Source organism: Patescibacteria group bacterium (genome assembly GCA_041665365.1).
Taxonomy (GTDB): domain Bacteria; phylum Patescibacteriota; class Patescibacteriia; order UBA9570; family UBA9570; genus UBA9570.
Genome location: JBAYIY010000006.1, coordinates 65,771 through 86,551, shown reverse-complemented (window position 1 = coordinate 86,551; position 20,781 = coordinate 65,771). Strand labels below are relative to the sequence as shown.

The window sequence follows — 20,781 nt, the reverse complement described above, 5'->3', positions numbered from 1 at the left end:
TTGAGACAGTTTTCAAGTCGTTATGCCATTCGTGCAGGTCGGAACTTACCCGACAAGGAATTTCGCTACCTTAGGACGATTATAGTTATCGCCGGCGTTCATCTGCGCTTCAGCTCAAGGCTGCCGCCCTTACGGGCATGACCCCTCACCTTAACGTTCAGACACTGGCCAGGCATCAGCCCCTATACATCACATTTCTGTTTAGCAGGGACCTATGTTTTTGGTAAACAGTCGCTTTACGTCAGTCGCTGCGGCCCATATTGCTATGGGCAGGCCTTATTGCAAACTTACGGCCGCTGAATTGCCGAGTTCCTTAACGAGGGTTCTCTCGTACACCTGAGGATATTCTCCTCACCTACCTGAGTCGGTTTTGGTACGGATACCACATGGTTATGACGTATCCCACTTTTCTTGGCACTCTGTCCATTTGAATTGGCATTGCTTGCGCGCTGCCTTCCGTTTAAGCTTTCTCAATCACGACGGCTATAGCCTAAAACCGCTCAAATTTTCAAAATGCGTCTGGGTACATCACCACATGGTAGTGCTGGAATATTAACCAGCTGTCCATCGACTACGCTTTTCAGCCTCGCCTTAGGACCGACTAACCCTGGGTCGATTTGCGTTGCCCAGGAAACCTTAGGTTTGCGGTGTTTGGGGTTTTAACCCAAATTTGTGTTACTCATGCCAACATTCTCGCTTCGTTTACCTCCATCATCCCTCACGGGTCTGACTTCACAGATATAACGAACACTCGCCTACCGCTTAATCAATAAATTGATTAAACCCGTATCTTCGGTATATAGCTTAGCCCCGGTACATTTTCGGCGCAAAGTAACTTGACCAGTGAGCTGTTACGCTATCTTTAAATGATGGCTGCTTCTAAGCCAACATCCTGGTTGTATAAGTCACGATACCACCTTTTACACTTAGCTATAATTTAGGGACCTTAAATGACGGTCTGGGCTGTTCCCCTTTCGACCAGTGGAGCTTAGCCCCCACGGTCTGACTCCCGTAATAGTCTCTCTCGGTATTCGGAGTTTGGTTAGGTCGAGTACGGCGAACCGCCTCAACCCATTCAGTGCTCTACCCCCGAGAGGTAGTTTACGAGGCTAGCCCAAAAGCTATCTCGGCGAGAACCAGCTATCGCCGGGTTCGATTGGAATTTCTCCGCTATCCACAGCTCATCCGCCAGTGTTGCACGGCTGGTCAGTTCGGACCTCCCCTCACCTTTCGGCAAGGTTCATCCTGTCCATGGATAGGTCACCCGGCTTCGGGTCTTATCTGTACTGCTAAACGCAGGTTAATGCTCGCTTTCACTACGCCTTCGGCCTGTCGGCCTTAAACTTGCAATACACATAAACTCGTTGGCTCATTCTTCAATAGGCACACGGTCGCACTTGCGTGCTTCCGTTGGTTGTAGACAAATGGTTTCAGATACTATTTCATCCCCCTCACCGGGGTGCTTTTCACCTTTCCCTCGCGGTACTTGTTCACTATCGATCACAAAATGTATTTAGCCTTACCGGATAGTCCCGGCAAATTCAGATGGAATTTCACGTGTTCCATCCTACTCAGGAAAATTCCAGTAGAGAACACCTATTTCGCATACGGGGCTATCACCCGCTCTGGCTAGGCTTTCCATCCTATTCTGCTATAGAAGATTCTGCTACATGCTTACGCATGGAATTTCCTACTACCCCTGAAAGATTTTATTGCCGACGTCTTTAACAACGGCGACAAAAAAATCTCTAGGTTTGGGCTGCTCCGCGTTCGTTCGCCACTACTAACGGAATCGTCTGTTTACACAGACATTGTTTTCTATTCCTCTAGGTACTAAGATGTTTCAGTTCCCCAGGTTCGCTATTTAATCCTATGAATTCAGACTAAATTTATTGAGGTTTACTCAATAGGGTTTCCCCATTCGGACATCCCCGGATCAAAGGTTGTTTGCCACCTCCCCGAAGCTTATCGCAGGCTGCCGCGTCCTTCATCGCCATTTTGTGTCAAGGCATCCACCATTCGCCCTTACATCATCCCGACATATTGTCGGTGTATTCTTTGTCTAATTCTAATGCTTTCTTCTCGCTTGATCAAATTGTCAAATTACAGGAATACAACAGGCACAACCCAACAACATGTATATACGATCAACCATTTCAGTTCACCTTATATATATATTGTCAGAGCAGATACATTGTCGGAAGGAACACTTTGCTTTATGTTTTTTGGGTCTTTTGGTCTTAAAAGGCCGCTCATTCGGCGGCCACCTTCTTCACCATTTTTTTGAGGGGTTTAGCCGTGCTTGGCACTAGACATGGTGAAGTTATATTTCATATAGCTTAGCAATGGTACTACACTGTGTTTTGGGTGTCAACACAATAGTTTTCAACCCACTGTCCACAGGGTGTGCAAAGTAATTATTGAGTTGTTCTTATGTATTGCTATTGACAAAATAACAAAAAACTAGTATAATTAATACAAGTCGTAACGTATCAATAATAAAACTATAAAATTTATCTAATGTTAGGCTGTATTTTAGACTTTTATGGGGTAGTGCTAGACCCAAAAACCCAGCTACCTATGGCTGGAATTCATGAATTTCTAGCTGAACTAGACAAAAGAGCCATACTTTGTGCCATCGCCTCCAGCTCGGATTCAACTATGATTCATGATTTCTTGATTGATTCTGGTTTGGCGGAATTTATCCATGTGATTGTTGGTTGTGACAAAGTTTCTGCCATTAAACCTAACCCGGAATGTTATGTCCAAGCGGCCACTCTCCTGCAGTTAAAACCAGAAGACTGTTTGGTAATAGATGATACCGCTGAACCACTGGCTAATGCCAAACAATTAGGTTTTAATACAGTTTTATTTGGTGATAAGATCCATACCTTTGCTGAATTACTGCCGGATTGATGGCTGTCAAAGCCATTTTTTTTATTGCTTCATACTTGACAAAAACCCATTTTTCATCTAAAAACTTGTCAGTCGTGCACACTACTCAACCCGCACGACCCGGAGAATTCACATGCGTCACGTCATGACGGTCATGGTGTTCCTGTTCGTGTTCTTCTGCCCTAACTTCGTGTTGGCCGCCGACCCGCCCAAGCAGGGGGGTCTCTGTGATCATGAGTGGTTGTTCGAGTTGAACACCCTCAAGTTCCTGTATAAGGTTCATACAACTAGGGTCATGATCGTCGAGCCCTACATGGATCACGAGAAGATCTGTGTCTATGTGGGGCACTGGATCCCCCTCAATGGGGACGAGCTCGACACCTATCCCACGAACTATATCCAGTACGTGGAAATGGTTCCGGGTAGGTTCATGTGGAGTGAACCACATGTCCTCCACAACACCACCCTTGCTGAGGCATACTTCTTCAAGGGCAAGTGGTTCTTCTTATTCCAAAATGGAGAGCTTCTTGTCTTCAACACGAAGACGGAGAAGATTCAGCATCGGCGGTTGAAGGGGTTGCAAGCATGGGGTGCGCCTGGGTGAGCAGCAGTACGATTACTGCGCTGTTCCCCGAAGCATCCCGAATCCCCTATATTATGGAGTTATCAAGTCCATTCTATTTTAAAGACTTTAATTTAGCTTTATATTTACCGGCTAGTTTTACTGAGTTTTGTGCTGCATAGATTAGTACCACGAATTGGTTAAACCCATAACCAATCAACAGATACCCTAAAACTTTTACTCCAACTAAAACTGCACCATTTAAACAAATCGATTCTATACCGGCTGAAAAAATGAGTCCAAAACCCAGACCGAGTGCTAACCAAGGATAAAATAATTTACCGCCGCGTACTGCACAAATAATCGTCACACACATTAATTCTAAAATTATTATTACCGTGCTGGTGACACCACCCCAAAATATTACATTCGGGACAAATATTAAATATATTACTGCCCAGCCAATGATCGCGGTTAACACCACAGTAGTTATGAAAAAACCCGTCGCGGTAGAACGAACATTTTTTAAATAACGTATTTGTTGACAAAAACCCATTAAAACTAATGGGTAAGCTAACAATGAAAACAGGTTGAATCCACCAAATAATTCTCCAACAGCCCACAGCATTGTTCCCCCAACGATTAGACCTAAGATTCGTCCCTGGATGGAATCTAACCCGACTACCGATATAACCAAAATGCCAGCACACACGGCTAAGGCTGGTGCAGCTAACCCAACAAATATTTGCCACCCATTAGTAAAGTATGTTTCTGAAGACAATAACCAATACGACCAAATCGTTCCAACGACTGTGGCAACGAGAGCAATCGACAAAAAACGGTTTAGCAAAGTCACGGCTTTTTATTAGTTTGATGAATTAAATGATACGCCGCTTGATAGCCAAGCTGATCTACTAATAACTTATCCACTGCTTTTTCAAAATAATCAATCGGCAAGCCGGTAAAAGTTGAGCGATACAACTTGGCCGTGGCCGTTCCAAAATTATCTTGCACCAGTTGTAGTGTTTTTGTTTTTTGTGCCTTATCAGTGGCACTAATCTTACGCATACCCTGATAGTATACTATATATTTTACTTTTGGTATAATTGGCGGCATGTTGCATATAGATCAGGCTGAAATTAAACAACAATTACTGACTAAAGGGGTTGATCCGGCTCACATTAAAGCCTTACATATTAAACTACAGTCCGGTGAACTAGATCAGACGAGTTTTGTGTTATCGCCTACTCAATTACTGGTTCCGGAGCCAAAAAATATTGTCCAATATGATGCTGGTTCTAGTAACATTGGTATAACCGCTCTAAAACATGATGAGTTATTATTATTCTGGTTAAACGGCGGCGCCGCTACCAGATATGGTTCAAATCTAGCTAAGGGTGTTAGCCCAGTAATTGATGACATTAGTTATTTAGAGTTAAAGATACTTGATTTATTAAGAGTAACTAAAACTCATCACCTAGCAAGTCATCCACCGGTTGTAATCATGAACAGTTTTGTAACTGATCAACCAACCCGTGAACATTTAGACATGTTGTATAAAAAATATTCTGCGCTTGATCCAACGCGCATTCATTTTGTTGTGCAGCAAGAACATATCCCGCGCTTTACCAACACCGCTGTGCGTGAAGACATTGATGTGTTTGTTGACCAACAAGGAAAATTATCCTGGGCGCCTTGTGGCCACGGTGATTTCGTTTACCTGTTGCGTGATTATTTAGCACATGAACAAATTCCAAATGTAAAATATTTATTTTTTTCTAACATTGATAATATTGCTGCTACATTAGATGTTGTTCTACTAGGACAACATATTAAAAGTCAGCTCGGGCGAACCGTTGAGATAGTAGACAAATCAGCTGCTGATCAAGGTGGTGTGCCGTGCTTAGTAGATGGTAAAATGACCATTGTTGAACAAATGAAATTTCCGCCAGATTTTGATTATGCCGCCCTTCCTTGGCTAAACACAAATACTTTTTGGTTTACATTATCTGATTTACTAAAATTTGATAACGACCTGCCTTGGGTGCTGGCTGAAAAAACTATCACTGAGGGTAACGTGATTCAACTCGAACGTTTTGCCTGTGATGTTGATCTGCCATCGCAATATGTGTTGGTTAACCGGTTACAACGGTTTTGGCCAATTAAACGTTTAGCAGATTTAGACGCCGCTAAACAACATCCGGCTTTTAAAAAATTGCTAAATTTGCTACAGTATTAACCATGAAACGCTCGCTGATTGGTTTAAGTTTAATGTGCGTTTGGTTAATCTCAAGTGGCGCCGTTTGCCGCGGTTCTGGTACACAACCGGCTCCGTTTACTTTAGAGTACTGGACAGTTTACACATCGAGTGAAGATATTCAACCAGTCATCGATGCTTTTGCTGTTAAATATCCTTATATCTCTGTTGAAATAAAAACCTTCCGGCAAGATGAATATGAAGGTAAGCTTATCGAGGCGTGGGCGCAGGGTAAAGGACCAGATATGTTTTCTGTACCCAATAGTCATATTGGCTCATTTCAAAACCTGATTTCGCCAATGCCTAGCTCATTAAAATTAACGTCCGTCACTGTGACACAATCACTTGGCCAAAAAAATACCGTCGTAGCGAGTGAAGCATTGAAAGGAACTACTGCTCAAGATGTAAACGTATTATTCCCACAAGTAGTATACGATGATGTGGTTAAATCTAGTGCCACTGGTACTAGTCAAGTGTATGGTTTACCGTTAAGTATGGATACATTGGTATTGTACTACAACAAAACACTACTAGATGCGGCGAATATTCCACAACCAGCCACTACTTGGGATGATTTCGTTAAACAGGTACCCCAACTTACCCTAACTGACGTCAATGACAATATTATTCAAGCTGGCGCAGCTTTGGGTACCAGCGAAAACGTTCCAAGAATGTTTGATATTGTTTCGCTTTTGATGATGCAAAATGGCGCCACTATGAGTTCGGGAACTAATGTGACATTTGCTCAAGGTGAGAACCGCAATGATGAAGTCACCCCCGGTGTTCAAGCCGTAGATTTTTATACCAGTTTTGCTAACCCAGCCGTTGATTGGTACAGCTGGAATAAAGATCAGCCCGATGCTTTAGAACAATTTTTAGCCGGTAAATTAGTCTATTACTTTGGTTATTACTACAATAAAGACTCCATGAAAAATAGTGGTGATCAACTTGATATCGGCATCGCTCCGGTTCCACAAGTAACGGCTGACCCGCTGACCGCTATTAATTACGCCAACTACTGGTTAGAGTCTGTGTCGGTAAACTCAGCTCACCCCAATGAATCTTGGGCTTTTATTCAGGCTCTAACTACTTCTGAGACGAATGTAAAAGCCATGCTTGATAAAAATCCAAAACCAACCGCTCTACGCAGTTTATTGGAGAGCCAAAAAGACAATTTTGATCTAGCTGTCTTTGCTAACGAAACTTTAACTGCCCAAAGCTGGTATGCGGGCAAAAAACCAGCCGAAACCGAGCAGGCTTTTGCCGATATGATTGATATTGTTAACGCTGGCCGATTAGATATTCTCACCGCTGTTGAAAATACCGCCAGTAAGGTAGAATTAACCTATGAATAAGTTTTCCAGATTCTGTTTACTTGTTACTGGCTCAGTTTTTTTTGTTTTTGGATTATCTCAGACAGCTCTAGCTCAAGTGCCGACTACCGCTACCACCAGTAGCCCTAGCAGTTGGATAAATATTGTTCCAAAAGAATGCCAAGATGCCGGTGGTTGCGATATTTGTGATATCACTCGTGTCTTCGTAAATGCCGCTAACTTGATTGCCAGTATCTTGGGAGGTTTGGCCTTATTGATGTTTGTGGCCGGTGGACTCATGTTGATTTTTTCAGCCGGTGTTGAAACCCGCGTTGAAACCGGCAAAAAAATATTAATTGGTACGGTGACCGGTTTAGCCATTGTGTTTATTGCCTGGTTGGCAGTTAATATTATTGTCCGCGCTGCCGCCCTATCCGGCGGGACTTCCACCACCAAAGTATTCAGTAACAACTGGTGGGATCTTGGCGCCTGCAATCCACCAGCACCGGCACAGTGTATGACTCATAATATTAGTGATAAGTGCAGCATAGGCACATGTAAAAATATAAAAGATCCAACTTGTTATTGTTGGCGTGCTAATACAACAGCCGATGTAAAATGTAGCGGTGAAGATACAACCGATATGAGTCTGATTAAAGATTCCACTAAAAATACGAAGAATCAATGTGCTTGTATAGATGGTTGTCAACAATTTGTCCTTGAAGGTCATACAGGATATGACTGTGTTGATGCAACTACAGTAAAAAGTAATACTAAGTACGATTTTAATACTACGGTAACGTGTGCGAAACCTGATACAATCTGTGCCAAACTAAAATGAAATCCAAACTACCACCCATATTAATTACATCTATTGGTTTCTTGGTTCCACTGATCACCTTGGCTACCGACACCGGTTTCTCGCCAGTTGGTGATGCTGCCAGTGTCACCATTACAACCGTTATAGCCATTATTATTCAAGTATTACTCGGCATAGTTGGTTCTGGGGCTTTGTTAATGTTTATTTGGGGTGGATTACACATGGTGTTTTCCGGTGGTAATGAAGAAAATCTCAAAAAAGGGAAAAGTACTCTCATCTGGGCAACCATTGGTTTAGTGATTGTTTTAAGTGCCTATGCCCTAACCAGCTTCGTTTTTGGAATATTAAAAACCGCCTCCGGCGCTTAATTGTAAGACCATGCCATACAAATTCTTGTTTCCACTTTTATTAAGCCTAGTAGTTGTGTTGCTTGGCGTACCAAAAGCACCCGTACAGGCTGACGAATGCAAAGATTGTCTGAATAAATGTGAAGATAAAGCAGCGGCAGAAGTAGCGTCCTGTGAAGCTACCTGCGACGCTTTAGATCTTGACCCGACCGATCCCAGTTTCGATCCAACATTCGATCTAACTGCATGTTATACTGATAAGTGTGATCCACTTAATGATACTTCTGCATGCGATACCACGTGTAGTTCTTGTACAATTAGTCCAACGACTACTACCACTACTACAACGCCAACTACACCCACTTCCGTTACAAAACCTACTTTCTTGAAACCACCGTTTGGTTCAACATCACAAGCCTCTATCACCGTAATAATTGCGATTCTTATTCAAATATTATTGGGTATTGTTGGTTCACTAGCTTTGTTGATGTTTGTGTGGGGCGGAATGAATTTAATCTTTTCCCATGGAAATGAAGAAATGGTCACTAAAGGCAAAAAAATACTAATTTGGGCAGTAATTGGATTAGCCGTAGTGCTAGCTAGCTACGCCTTACTCAGTTTCACGTTTAGTATATTCCAAACAGCGACGGGGGCTTAGAGTACACCATCCCCAGCCCTTCCTATTGTAGGAAGGGAGCAGGAGCATTTATTGAGCTAGATAATGCTGTATGGTATTTGTGACTTCTGTGAGATGGTATATAACTGCTTCATTTGTGAACCGAATCACTTTGAAACCGTTTAATTTTAAAATGTCATCTTTTGAGCGATCATGATCTATTTTAGCATCATGAATAGATCCATCAACTTCAATTACTAACATTTTTGCGTAACAATAAAAATCAACAATGTAACCATGGAGTGCATGTTGACGTCTAAACTTGTAACCAAGTTTTCTGGATCGTAATTCTTGCCAGAGTAACCGTTCAGCTTCTGTAGCATTTTTTCTCAATGATTTTGCAATCCATCTAAGCTTCTGATCATATTGAAGAATATTTCGATTCGACGATCGTATATACATAAAAGCGCCCCAATCTTAGGTGGCGCTCTTTATTGATAAAGGTTATCAATAAAAATCAGTACTGTCAACTTGAAGTCTTGAATCTCAGAACACCATCCCGCCCTCGCGGACTCGAGCACCCTTCCTATTGTAGGAAGGGTAAGATAAAGAATTAGATTATTTCTTGCTCCCTCCTAGAATAGGAGGGTTGGGGAGGTGTATTCCGGGAAGATTAATTTAGTGAAACTACAGAATTTTATCAAAATATCTGTAGTACTACTACAGATATTTGGCTTATTATTTGTAGTGTTAGTTTGTGATATTCACTAAACTCCTAAAAACGTAATTGGTTATTCCGTAGGAGGCGAGAATGATGACTATTCCAATCACAGCACCAGATAAAATATCTTTGGCTTTTTTGGCTTGTTCCTCATTACCTTGTGCTGTCATCCACAAAAAGCCGGCGTAAATAACTAAACACAAAGTTAATGTACCTAGTAAACCAAGTAATATATTGATTGCCCGCGAGGCTGTCTCCACTGGCCCTTCACTACCAACATTATCATAGCCACCTAAGCCGGTATTGACCTGAATATCATTTTGATAATAATCCAACGGCCGCTGTTCATAAGCCAACGCCGGAATAATTGGTAAAACACCAACTAATAAAAAGTTAAGTAGTAATATCGACCAGGTTCGTAAAGACATATTGGGTAGCACCATAGGATGCTAAAATAATTACCACGCCAATTAACGCACCAAAAAGTATATCTTTGGCTTTTTTCACTTGTTCCTCATTGCCGGCCGATGTCATCCATAAAATTCCACCGTAAATTACTAAACAAATCGCTAGTAAGGCTAGTATACCCAATACCCAATTAATTACGCCGGCGGCAATACCACCTGGTGTAGCGTTTCCTAAACCAGTGTTTCTTTCCACATTTGAGTTTGGATCGAACACCACGGCTTGTGGAGTATATTCAGCCAGTGATAACAACGGCAATGCGATTAATGAACTAGTTATTAAGATTGAGGATATTTTTTTTATCATATATGTATCTTATTCAGATGCGTTATTAACGATGGTTGCGCCGGTAATGTTTCCTACTGTCGTAAACACAAATCGAGTTATTCCCAATGACGCCAATATTACAATTAAACCAAGTACTGTACCAGTGAGAATATCTTTGGCTTTTTTTACTTCTTCTGTATTTCCCCTGGCCCACACCCATAAGAACCCAGCATAAATTAATAACCCCACGCACACCGCCGCCAACAATGACAGTCCGGCATTTATTAGATTTAACGCCACTGTGGTTGGTTGAGCTTTCCCTAAGGCTAATGAGTTTGAAGCTGTTGTGTTTAGCAACCCAGTATCATCATTGGTTGGCAGAAAACCAACTGCCAGTGTCTGTTGGGCACTAACTAATAGGATAAAACCACTTAATATTATTCTTCGCATCATAATAAATTAGGTTGTTTGCTGACTAATTAAAGTAAACACTAATTCAGCAATGCCGTATGCTCCGAGCACAATAACTAACCCGAGCACAGCCCGAAACAATGTATCCCGCGCCCGCAAGATTATTTCTTCGTTACCTCGTGCCCAAACCCACACACCACCAGTATACAACATCAAACCCAAAAAGGCAGTGGCTAATAATGATAGTAAAATATTAACCACATTAATGGTTACAGATAAAGGATCAGTTTTTCCTAAATTAATGCCTGTAATTGGCACTAAGCTTGCCCTAGTTACGGCCACATAGCCACCAGAGGCCTTACTTGGATCAAATGGCAATGTCGCTGGTTCTATTGTCACTCCGCTATCAGCATAAGCTATCGGAATGATCGATTTGATAAATGCTGTAGCAATTGTAAATTGACTAAATAATAGTTGTACAATACCGTACGACCCCAGTGTAATGACCAAGCCGATCACGGCACCAATAATAATCTCTTTGGCCTTGGTGGCTTCTTCCTCATTTTCCCGAGCAAAAAACCACTTTAATCCTGCATATAACATCATTATTAATGATGTTAATCCTAAAAAACTTAAAGCCACATTTATTACATTGATGGTAATAGATAACGGATCTGATGCACCGGATAAATAAGTTAATCTCAAAACTGATCCAACTGATAATTTTTGATCATTATCCGGATTACCAATAATATTTTTTGACGGATCAAATTGTACACCAGCTGTGGCAGAAGTAGAACCGGCGCTCATTTCAATTTCAGTGTCAGAGGGTGCATCGGCGGCTCTAACCCAAACTGGCGCTACTAGCAAACAAACCAAAAAAATCCATCTACTTAACCGCATTGGTAATTTTGGTCAAATAATAAAACAGATATTGCATAATACCAAATGATGCCAGTACAATCACTAGGCCAATTACAGCACCGGTAATAATTTCTTTGGCTTTGGTAACCTCTTCTTGATTACCACGCGCCCAAATCCATGTCCAACCACCGTAAATCATTAACATAACGGTAATGGCTCCTAACAAACGTAAGAACACATTCACAATCTGTGACGCTACCGTGACCGGATCGGCTGTACCTAAACCAGTATCACTTAGACTGCCGTAAAACTCAGTACCTCCTAATGGGTCGATTGAAATACTCGCGGCATCTACTGATATAGAGCTTAATGTTACACCAACCATGATGGTCAGTGACGATAATAATAGAGGTAAACGTATGTGCATAAATTAACTAGTAGTGGCTAATTGAATGGCGGTAAAGAGATATTGAGCAATACCGTAGGAACCTAACACTATCACCAAACCAATCACAGCACCTTTCATAATGTCTTTGGATTTTTTAATTTGTTCTTCATTACCACCGGCCGTTAGCCATAAGAAGCCAGCCACTATAATAAGTACTAATGTTACTACACCTAAAAATACTAAGGCTGTATTTACAATTGTGAACACAATGGATACCGGATCGGTATTTCCAAGCTTCGTATAGGTTTGCAGCGTTTTATCTGAATCGAACTCCAAACTAAAAGCCAAGCGTTTCATGGTGTGTACTTTACCATTACAATTCCCGAGAAGTCAACCTAGTCTTTACAAAATCGTTTAATCTATGTATAGTTCCATTAATAATTAATTTAATACTTAAAGAACACTATGAATAAGTTCAAAAGTACAGTCACCCGTTTCGCCTATCTTGGAATAGGTGCCGTGGGTATGTTAACTGCTGCGGCCACCAACGCTAGCTCGTTAACAGTCGATCAGTTAGACAATACCGGCATCACTGATGCCATGATTCTAGGCAATGCTAGCCCAGAAGCTTTGGTGATTAGTGTTATTAACTGGGTTTTGGGTATTCTTGCCTTAATCGCAGTTGTTTTAATTTTAGTCGGTGGTTTCCGTTGGATGACAGCCGGTGGTAATGAAGAAAAAGTCGAAGGAGCGAAGAAAACTCTCTACGCTGCTTTGATTGGTTTAGTTATCATTTTGGCTGGTTGGGGCGTATCTGTGTATGTGATTAACAATTTGTTAAACTTCACCGGTGCCAGTTCAGTCAGTACTGGTTGATAAAAACAGTAGAGACATGCCATGGCATGTCTCTACAAAATAACACCCAGTATGAAACCGGGTGTTATTTTTTATGGGGTTGTTAACACCCAAGCCTCATCGTCTTCATAAACCGTCACGGCATCAATTTTTACCAAATGTTTATGCATAGATTTATGGTCTTTGGCTACCACATAATAATCTGCCCCTACTGTATCAACATCATTGTCTTCACCTAAGGTGAGGGCGCGCCAAGCTTCATAACGAGTAGGATTAGCCAGATATAGAAAAGTCGGATCTAATCCAATTAAAAATTGTTGGTGTGGTGCGGCTCGCCACAGAGCTGGAAAATCATCCCAATCACTGGGGGCAACGACTTGCCCTGGTGGTAAAGTATCTAAAAATTCTCCGGCTCCATGTAAATAGGTTAACGCTTGGCCAGATTGCAAATCAGTTTTTGCGGTAATAATTTCTTGAATTACAACCGGTACCAGGACAACAATCATAATTGCCGTGGGAATCAAAAGTAGAGACATGCCATGGCGTGTCTCTACTTTATTGTGTGTCTCTACTTTTGATTTTATCACCGTTGGCACATACAATGCCGCTGTGCAGGCTAACATGGGTGAAAAATATTCCACGTATCTTTTGGATTTTAATGTGAGAATGAAAAATATTACGGTGTAAATAGAAAAACATATTTGCGCCACAGTAAACGGACGTCTTTGTAAGACATGCAGGACAAGACTAATTATTAGAATGGAAAAAATTATAGTATGACCAAATACTAATGAACCGGGTTCATAGGGATACCACTCTCCTCCTACCCCAATCACAGTTTGATAATTAACTGCGCCGATTTGAACAAGTTGTTCCCAATAAAATAATAGATTATTTGGAAAGGCTGGGTGGACTAAAATAGCCACACTGATTCCACATAATACATACGCGACCGGTTTCCATTGTTTGGCTAACAGGCTCCAAACTCCAACTAGAATGGGCAATAAAATAAACCCACCGTGTGTCCAGACATAGAGACCACCTATTAGCAGTAACCATTTATATTTTTTTGTTTGTAAAGCTAGCAGTGATAAAAATAACAAAATCAAAGCCAACGGCGTGGCCTTTACTAAATTTATACGAAATAACCAGGCGTTAGTTGCTACCAAAAGCATAACTCCAACCCACCAAGTCTGTGCTTTGATCCAATATAGCATGTAAGACATGACACTTAAACAGACTAATACTACAACTACCATATATACTTTGGTGCCAACTCCAGGGCTCATCATCCACACAAATGGTGCTAGGGTAAAATGTAATAAGAAATGCTGATCGACAAAGTGTTGCCCTAAAGTAGTGGGTTGCAATCCGGAAAATGTTTTAGCAAAGCCAAACTCCCATAAATGTTGGGCCACGCCAACATGGTAAAACGCATCTGGATCAGGAAAAACAACTGTGCCTTGTAAGCTGCACAAACCAAGTGCCAGCAGCACAATGCTCAGCCACACATACCATTTCATAATTCAACTAATTTAAAAATTGCCATTGGTTTCTGATGAAAAACTAGCTTGGCGGTTTTATCACGCAACAAATAAGCTAACATTAATTGCGTATGTGAATCAGATTCATCTACCACAACATAGCGCACTTGAAAATAATCACGGATGTTACTAGCCGTTTGTTGTTTAGCCCTGCCCGTGGCAATATCATTCCAGTGTTGATATAAATTTTTATCAGCTAAATACAGGAAAGTTGGATCAAGCCCAGCCATGTATGACGCTTTCGGTGCATAATAAAATAGCGCCGGAAAGTCATCCCACCGCCCATGAAATACTATTTCATTTGGTTCGGCTACACTTTGTAAATAAGCACCGGCTTGGGCAAACCGATCAATTGGTTTTGCTTGATAAAAACTGCGTCCGATCCCGATTACACCAATCACGATTGTACCAATAGTTGTGACTACGATGTACATATTTAATAGCTTCGCCCAGTGCCCAAGCCGGCGCGTGATGCTTTGCCAAACCGGTTGAATAATGCCCGCCTGCCAAGCCGGTAGCACTAATAAACAAATCAACAACCACAGTAATGGGATAAAATATTCAACAAACCGGCGTGAGCGTAAAGTTAAAATAAAAAAAACTGGGGTGAGTAATAATAAAGACACCGCTTTTTCATCACTTAACACTTTACGCCACTGCCTCAGCCACACTGGAATGGTGGCCACTACACCGATTAATAATACACTAATCGCTTCGACTAATTCGGTTAGTGGAAATGGGTACCATTCCGCCCCAACTGAGATCACCGACTGATAATTAACCACCCCAATCTGAAATACTTGCGCCCACAAAAAAGCCAGATTATTTGGAAACGATGGGTTGATTAATATTCCAATAATGATGGCTGCCCACACAACAAATATTCCCGTTGGTAAGATAGGTTTATATTGTTTTGCTTTAAATATTTGGGCGATACTGTCGGCCGACCAAACGGCAGTCGCTAAAACCACTGCTAAAATAAATCCACCGTGAGTTAGCGTGTAAATTAGTGTTAGAATGCCTACTAACCCATACCGTTTTTGCAATAAAAAATATAGAATCAATAAAAATAAACAAATCGCCACGGCGGAAGCTTTTACTAAATTAATCCTTACTAGAAAGGGATAACTACTAAGTAACAGCAAAAGAGCTGGGGCTTGGTATGGAATATGCCACCGGCGCAAAATAAAATAACAAATAATTATCACTAAACTAGCAAATATAACTTGCATTAATTTAACCCCAATAATTGGACCAAATAATGCCACAGCGGGCATTAAGGCTACATGATACAGTAAATGGTGATCAGCAAAATGTTGATATAAGGTTGTTAATGGCAGCCAGGGAAATGTGGTGGGCAGACCAGATTGCAGCATGATAGCCGCAAGTCTGGCATGATAATACGCATCGGGGTCAGGAAAAGTCTGAATCGATTGATACCAAATAAACAGCCCAATGGTTAACCCTAAGACTGCGCTTGGACCAAGCTTATTTAGCCAACGCATGTTTAAAATAATCTACCCATGGAATCGGCGACGGATCAATGTTGTGCGCAGCCGCGATGTAAAAGCTCAAATAACTGCCCCATTGTAAGACTTCAAATGATTGTTGTAATGGGGTGGTGGCCGTAGTAATAAATTGTTCATGACTAATCCCCTGTTTATCTAAGACCTGCTTGGTAATGTCATAGCGTTTTTGTACGCGCTCGTGATATAAATTTGATTCAATCAAGACCAGATGTAATTGTTTAGTGGCAGCCGGATTGCTTAAACCCTCTAATAAATGATGGTTGAGTTCTGGGATGGCAAAATATCCAGCAAAGTGTTTGCCATTTTCATTGGTTTGGTTGGTCACAATATGAACATTGCCCAGTAAGTGTTCGCTCCCAATGAAAAGTAATAATTTATTTTTACACCGTTCCGCTGTTTCCTTGGCCGCATCATTTAATAGCTCCCGATTACCATCAATAAAATGGATGGCATTGTCTATGTCCTGATCAGTTATCTGAATAATTCCAGCACGCTGTAAAATCCGTAACAAACCAGTGACGGCATAACCAACGGCAATCCGTGGTTGCCCACAGGGATTATAGGTTGGGTTGATAATATACCCAGGTAATTGCGCCAGTGATCCACCGGTCGTGATGACGGCGACATGTTTGGTGCGTTGTTGGACAATTTTCGCGGCCATGAGCGTTTCTTCGGTTGTGCCGGAATAGCTGGAAAAGATCGCTAAAGTGTGTTCATTAATATAACCAGGTACTTTATAGTCATTAACTATCAGTAAAGGTACTTTAGTCTGTTCAGTATATAAATGTTGCACTACATCCATACCTAAAGCAGAACCACCCATACCAAACAAGACTACTTGTTGAATCGATTTAGTTGGAATCGATAATTGTAAGTTGGCTGTATCCTTCCAGGCATGACTAACTTGCTGGGCTAACATATCAATTGATGACAACATGTTTTGGCTATCGAGCATAGATATTGATCTTTAGTAATAAACTGAGTATACTGGGGTTAATTTTTATGTCTGGACACTCTAAATGGGCAACTATTAAGCGATCAAAGGGCGCAGCTGATAATAAGCGCGGGGCTTTGTTTACCAAGCTCTCGAAAAATATTAGCATTGCTGCGAAGAAAGGCAAAGACCCCGCCATGAATTCTAGCCTACGATTAGCCATTGATACGGCTCGCGAAAGCAACATGCCTAAGGATGTAATTGAACGCGCCATTTTACGGGGCGCTGGTGAGCTGCCCGGTCAACAAATCGAAGAAATCGTCTATGAATGCTATGGTCCGGGTGGAGTGGCCTTGCTGGTACAATGTGCCACAGATAACACCAATCGTACCGCCGGATTTATCAAAACTACCTTACATTCGTACGGTGGAAAACTCGGCGGTCCAGGTTCGGTTAGCTACTTATTTCAAACTAAAGATCAACCAACTTACACTGTTCCCTTAACTGATCCAGTTGTGTTACAAAAATTTGCCGACTTACTCGAAGAATTAACAGATAATGAAGACGTCGTCGACATCTCACACAATGCCCAAAAGTGATATTGTGATTGGGTTTGATCCTGGCTTGGCTATTACCGGCTATGGCATTATTCAAGATAAAACAGTTTTGGAATATGGTGTCTTGCGCACCCCGGCCAAACATTCCCTTAGTGAACGTTTAGTTCTACTCAATGAACAGTTACAAAATCTACTCTCGCGCTACACCATCAGTCGAGCTGGTTGCGAAAAACTATTCTTTGCGCGTAACGTTACCACTGCTTTCGATGTTGGTCAGGCTCGAGGCATAATACTTTTAAATATCGCTTTGCATAACATTCCGTTATTGGAAGTCACCCCCCTGCAAGTTAAACACTGTATGACTGGCTATGGCAAAGCCGACAAACAACAGATACAATATATGGTGCAGGCAACCTTTGGTTTGAGTGAACTACCCAAACCCGATGATGCCGCGGATGCCTTAGCTATCGCCTTAACCACACAACAGTATGTTTCATTGGCCTAAAAACATGTCTAGATACATTATTTTATCGGCACTTTTGTATGTACCGATACTCACGTCAGCACAAACAGACAGTGTAGTAGAGGAAATAATTACGCCAGCACCATTAATTGCCAATGCTGGCCCGGATAAAAACGTGGCCGTGGGTCGAAACGTATTATTTGATGCATCCGCTTCCAGCGGCCCGAGTGATAGCACGTTAACCTATAAATGGGATTTTGGTGATGGCCAAAGCTTTCAAGGTATCGATGCGTCTCATATTTATGCTCAATCCGGTACATATAAAGCCAACTTAACTATTACCTCTGGCGATCAAACGGTACGAGATGATTTACTTGTTTCTGTCGCCAAAGATGTCGTTTTACTTATTACCGATGATAGCGTCAGTCGTGATCAGGCTAGATACTACCGCCAATATGCCCAACGTAATGGTACTTTGTTAGTAATAGTTCGGCCGCGCAATGATTCAAACTTAGATTACGTTCTAACCCGTAATATTGCTGAACAGTTAGTATCTTCTGAAACTGATATTTCTCAAGCCAAGGTGGTAATTGTCTGGACGGCGCAGAATATTGGATTAGATTCTCTCGCCGAGTTGGGTCGAATATTAAACAGTAGTGGCTCAGCTGATACGTCAGGCATGATTAGTTTTGCCCAAAAAGCCATCATCCAAATTAGTGATCGTCCTAGTAGTGGCGCTTTGGGCCGTATCGCCCAAACGACTTACAATGCGCTGGTACCACAGTACATAATGTTAACTACCCCGCCGGCTTTAGAATCTATTCTGGCTAACCCGACCGTTGACCAGTTGGTTGGAGGGCTACAACAAGAAAATATTGATTATCAATTGATCGGCCGTCATAGCCAACGCGCTTTGGAGCAGATTACACCGTTTAACTTTATTTCCTACGGTGTAAATTATTTGATCAACAATGGTGTCGGTTCGGACACAATATTTTTATTACTGGCTTTACCAGTGGTAGCGACATTGATTTCCTTTGGTCGGCAAGTGGTGGGAGTGAAGGCTTTTGGTATATATGTGCCCACCGTTATGACGCTATCTTTTACAATCACCGGATTAAGATATGGTGTTTTGGCATTTTTGCTGCTCTTGGGGGCCGCTACGCTAGCGCGGATCGCTGCGCGGCGGTTACGCATTTTGTATTTACCCCGTATGGCCATTGTTCTAACCATTGTCAGTGTAACTTTGTTCGGTGCCTTAATATTATCTGCCCTGTATGGTGAGACTGACATTTTAGCTATTTCTATTTTCCCGATCTTGGTGATGATGACGCTAACAGAAAAGTTTGTTGAAGTGCAAATTGAACAAGGTAATCGCCAAGCTATTTTTCTAACGGCCGAAACCTTAGCTCTGGCCATCATTAGTTATTTGATTATCACTTGGGATGAGTTCTCGACTTTGTTAATGGGTTATCCGGAATTGATTCTATTAACTTTAGTGATTAATATCGTGTTGGGTCGCTTCTCCGGTTTACGCGTCATCGAATACTTCCGCTTCCGCAAACTTTTTATTGGTAAACAACAACCCTAATGGGCAAGGTTCTCGGTATGAATGCCAGAAACTTGGTATTCATCCACCCATACAACAGTGGTCAGGCCGTCAAAACGGCTAATAACAAATTGGCCACAAAAGAAAAATTATTTGCCGCCGGTTTGCCTTCGGCTAAGTTATTCGGCGTTATTAAAAATCGTAAAGAATTATTTAATTTTGATTGGTCAAGTTTACCGAGCAGCTTTGTTTTGAAACCAAACTTCGGTTTGGGTGGTGGTGGTATTGTGATTCTCTATGGCAAAGATAAACAAGGCCACTGGATTAGTACCGGCGAAAACGTTTATGATATTGCCGATTTACAGCGGCATACCAGTAATATTTTAGATGGTAACTTTTCTTTATCGAATATTCCTGATATCGCCTACTGTGAAGAGCGGTTACGGTTAGCTGAGGTATTTAAAAATGTCTCATATCAAGGGGTACCGGATATTCGAATATTAGTGTTTAACTCAGTTCCAGTTATGGCCATGCTGCGGCTACCGACCAAGCAATCTGACGGAAAAGCTAATTTGCATTTAGGTGGCATTGGCGTTGGAGTTGATTTAGTTAATGGCACGACCACCTTTGCGACAGCTAAACAATTGGGGCAAATCAGTCTGCATCCAGATTTTAATACACCACTGAGTAATATTAAAATTCCAGATTGGGATAATATTCTGCGTATCAGCATTGAAGCAGCTAAGGCAGTTGGTTTAGGTTATGCGGGTGTTGATATTGTTTTAGATAAACAGTATGGGCCGATGATTTTAGAAGTTAATGCTCATCCTGGTTTAGAGATTCAAAATGCCAATCGGATTACCTTGCGTGATCGGCTTGACCGCGTGGCTGGCTTAACTATTACCAGTGCTACTAAAGGCTTGAGTGTTTGCAAACAGTTATTCGCCAAACAAGATGGTGAAAGCGATCTGTTGAATCCGGTCTTGGGAATTTATGAACCGGTTACAGTACAGGGTAAAAATGCTATAGCCATGCCGGTACGTGCCCTCATTGATACCGGTTTAACATCAACCACCATCACAAAAGATACCGCTATTAAATTAGGTTTTACGGAGGCACTGGCAGCTATACAAACCCTGCAGCTACCCGCTAGCGTGGCCGTTGATCGAGCTCAAGCCGCCGAAGATAATTTTCGCACTAAAATATTAGCCCTCCAGTCCGATTGGGTAGATGTGGCGGCGGTTCGGTCTGAGGGTCAATATCTTATTCGCCCTAAACTGCCGCTCGCTTTCGATTTAGGTGGTCGCCGTTTAACTAGTACCGTCGCGGTCGCTTTGGATAATAAATTATCTCATCCCATGGTGATTGGCCGCAGAGATCTAGCCGGTTTTTTGATTAACCCTAACCGTAATAAGAAATAATTT

Annotated in this window: 23 protein-coding genes, 1 rRNA gene and 1 pseudogene; 12 read left to right on the top strand and 13 right to left on the bottom strand. The window is 41.8% G+C overall.

The annotated features are described in order from the left end of the window. Positions 1 to 2,039: ribosomal RNA gene (locus WCV88_03880) — 23S ribosomal RNA — on the bottom strand; the annotation flags it as partial. A gap of 481 nt (positions 2,040 to 2,520) precedes the next feature. Here WCV88_03880 and WCV88_03875 point away from each other — a divergent pair. Both WCV88_03875 and WCV88_03870 read left to right on the top strand, forming a co-directional pair. Then, entirely contained in the window at positions 2,521 to 2,916 is a 396-nt protein-coding gene (locus WCV88_03875; protein MFA6475309.1) for an HAD-IA family hydrolase, read from the top strand. Positions 2,917 to 3,028: 112 nt separating this feature from the next. Further along, a complete protein-coding gene (locus WCV88_03870) occupies positions 3,029 to 3,499 on the top strand; it encodes a hypothetical protein (GenBank protein ID MFA6475308.1) in 471 nt (156 codons plus the stop codon). Positions 3,500 to 3,572: 73 nt separating this feature from the next. Here the strand turns inward: WCV88_03870 and WCV88_03865 are convergent, their stop codons facing one another. Further along, positions 3,573 to 4,313 carry a hypothetical protein gene (locus WCV88_03865; protein ID MFA6475307.1) on the bottom strand — a complete coding sequence of 247 codons (741 nt, stop codon included), beginning with the start codon at positions 4,311 to 4,313 and terminating at the stop codon, positions 3,573 to 3,575. Beyond that, entirely contained in the window at positions 4,310 to 4,573 is a 264-nt protein-coding gene (locus WCV88_03860; GenBank protein MFA6475306.1) for a hypothetical protein, read from the bottom strand. The genes WCV88_03865 and WCV88_03860 overlap by 4 nt, the downstream gene beginning before the upstream one ends. Between WCV88_03860 and WCV88_03855 the strand changes: the two genes are divergently transcribed. Genes WCV88_03855 through WCV88_03835 form a run of 5 tightly spaced genes read left to right on the top strand, consistent with a single transcriptional unit; the run spans position 4,572 to position 8,852 of the window. Continuing rightward, positions 4,572 to 5,696 (top strand): UTP--glucose-1-phosphate uridylyltransferase, encoded by a 1,125-nt coding sequence (locus tag WCV88_03855; GenBank protein ID MFA6475305.1) that lies wholly within the window; start codon positions 4,572 to 4,574, stop codon positions 5,694 to 5,696. The genes WCV88_03860 and WCV88_03855 overlap by 2 nt on opposite strands. 2 nt (positions 5,697 to 5,698) lie before the next feature. Beyond that, complete coding sequence (locus tag WCV88_03850) at positions 5,699 to 7,069, top strand: hypothetical protein (GenBank protein ID MFA6475304.1); 1,371 nt, start codon at positions 5,699 to 5,701, stop codon at positions 7,067 to 7,069. Continuing rightward, complete coding sequence (locus WCV88_03845; GenBank protein MFA6475303.1) at positions 7,062 to 7,868, top strand: pilin; 807 nt, start codon at positions 7,062 to 7,064, stop codon at positions 7,866 to 7,868. Before WCV88_03850 ends, WCV88_03845 begins: the two co-directional genes overlap by 8 nt. Then, a complete protein-coding gene (locus WCV88_03840) occupies positions 7,865 to 8,215 on the top strand; it encodes a hypothetical protein (protein MFA6475302.1) in 351 nt (116 codons plus the stop codon). Before WCV88_03845 ends, WCV88_03840 begins: the two co-directional genes overlap by 4 nt. 10 nt (positions 8,216 to 8,225) lie before the next feature. Continuing rightward, entirely contained in the window at positions 8,226 to 8,852 is a 627-nt protein-coding gene (locus WCV88_03835) for a pilin (protein MFA6475301.1), read from the top strand. Positions 8,853 to 8,900: 48 nt separating this feature from the next. On the opposite strand, the gene WCV88_03830 is transcribed toward WCV88_03835, so the two are convergent. The 7 genes from WCV88_03830 to WCV88_03800 all read right to left on the bottom strand — a co-directional run bounded on the left by WCV88_03830 (position 8,901) and on the right by WCV88_03800 (position 12,283). Further along, positions 8,901 to 9,272, bottom strand: coding sequence for an endonuclease domain-containing protein (locus WCV88_03830; GenBank protein MFA6475300.1), 372 nt, complete (start codon positions 9,270 to 9,272; stop codon positions 8,901 to 8,903). Positions 9,273 to 9,560: 288 nt separating this feature from the next. Continuing rightward, the gene (locus WCV88_03825; protein ID MFA6475299.1) at positions 9,561 to 9,959 is read right to left on the bottom strand and encodes a hypothetical protein; all 399 of its coding nucleotides are present in this window, start codon (positions 9,957 to 9,959) and stop codon (positions 9,561 to 9,563) included. Then, positions 9,925 to 10,302 (bottom strand): hypothetical protein, encoded by a 378-nt coding sequence (locus WCV88_03820; GenBank protein ID MFA6475298.1) that lies wholly within the window; start codon positions 10,300 to 10,302, stop codon positions 9,925 to 9,927. Before WCV88_03820 ends, WCV88_03825 begins: the two co-directional genes overlap by 35 nt. A 9-nt stretch (positions 10,303 to 10,311) precedes the next feature. Next, positions 10,312 to 10,716 (bottom strand): pilin, encoded by a 405-nt coding sequence (locus tag WCV88_03815; GenBank protein ID MFA6475297.1) that lies wholly within the window; start codon positions 10,714 to 10,716, stop codon positions 10,312 to 10,314. Between the two features lie 6 nt (positions 10,717 to 10,722). After that, positions 10,723 to 11,577, bottom strand: a complete 855-nt coding sequence (locus tag WCV88_03810; GenBank protein ID MFA6475296.1) for a hypothetical protein — start codon at positions 11,575 to 11,577, stop codon at positions 10,723 to 10,725. Beyond that, entirely contained in the window at positions 11,564 to 11,965 is a 402-nt protein-coding gene (locus tag WCV88_03805) for a hypothetical protein (GenBank protein ID MFA6475295.1), read from the bottom strand. The genes WCV88_03810 and WCV88_03805 overlap by 14 nt, the downstream gene beginning before the upstream one ends. Positions 11,966 to 11,968: 3 nt before the next feature. Next, positions 11,969 to 12,283: a hypothetical protein gene (locus WCV88_03800; GenBank protein ID MFA6475294.1), complete on the bottom strand. Its 315-nt coding sequence runs from the start codon at positions 12,281 to 12,283 to the stop codon at positions 11,969 to 11,971. A 108-nt stretch (positions 12,284 to 12,391) separates the two neighbouring features. On the opposite strand from WCV88_03800, the gene WCV88_03795 reads away from it, so the two are divergent. Then, a complete protein-coding gene (locus WCV88_03795; protein ID MFA6475293.1) occupies positions 12,392 to 12,802 on the top strand; it encodes a pilin in 411 nt (136 codons plus the stop codon). 71 nt (positions 12,803 to 12,873) lie between these two features. On the opposite strand, the gene WCV88_03790 is transcribed toward WCV88_03795, so the two are convergent. The 3 genes from WCV88_03790 to WCV88_03780 are packed head-to-tail and all read right to left on the bottom strand — an operon-like array spanning position 12,874 to position 16,809. Beyond that, positions 12,874 to 14,304, bottom strand: a complete 1,431-nt coding sequence (locus WCV88_03790; protein MFA6475292.1) for a hypothetical protein — start codon at positions 14,302 to 14,304, stop codon at positions 12,874 to 12,876. Then, positions 14,301 to 15,830 (bottom strand): hypothetical protein, encoded by a 1,530-nt coding sequence (locus WCV88_03785; protein MFA6475291.1) that lies wholly within the window; start codon positions 15,828 to 15,830, stop codon positions 14,301 to 14,303. The genes WCV88_03790 and WCV88_03785 overlap by 4 nt, the downstream gene beginning before the upstream one ends. Beyond that, the gene (locus WCV88_03780; protein ID MFA6475290.1) at positions 15,814 to 16,809 is read right to left on the bottom strand and encodes an SIS domain-containing protein; all 996 of its coding nucleotides are present in this window, start codon (positions 16,807 to 16,809) and stop codon (positions 15,814 to 15,816) included. Before WCV88_03780 ends, WCV88_03785 begins: the two co-directional genes overlap by 17 nt. A gap of 47 nt (positions 16,810 to 16,856) precedes the next feature. On the opposite strand from WCV88_03780, the pseudogene WCV88_03775 reads away from it, so the two are divergent. The 4 genes and pseudogenes from WCV88_03775 to WCV88_03760 all read left to right on the top strand — a co-directional run bounded on the left by WCV88_03775 (position 16,857) and on the right by WCV88_03760 (position 20,778). After that, positions 16,857 to 17,255 (top strand): annotated as a pseudogene (locus WCV88_03775) (YebC/PmpR family DNA-binding transcriptional regulator). Positions 17,256 to 17,373: 118 nt separating this feature from the next. After that, positions 17,374 to 17,850, top strand: a complete 477-nt coding sequence (gene ruvC / locus WCV88_03770; GenBank protein MFA6475289.1) for a crossover junction endodeoxyribonuclease RuvC — start codon at positions 17,374 to 17,376, stop codon at positions 17,848 to 17,850. Between the two features lie 4 nt (positions 17,851 to 17,854). After that, positions 17,855 to 19,399: a 7TM domain-containing protein gene (locus tag WCV88_03765; protein ID MFA6475288.1), complete on the top strand. Its 1,545-nt coding sequence runs from the start codon at positions 17,855 to 17,857 to the stop codon at positions 19,397 to 19,399. After that, positions 19,399 to 20,778: a sugar-transfer associated ATP-grasp domain-containing protein gene (locus tag WCV88_03760; GenBank protein MFA6475287.1), complete on the top strand. Its 1,380-nt coding sequence runs from the start codon at positions 19,399 to 19,401 to the stop codon at positions 20,776 to 20,778. The genes WCV88_03765 and WCV88_03760 overlap by 1 nt, the downstream gene beginning before the upstream one ends. Positions 20,779 to 20,781 lie beyond the last annotated feature (3 nt).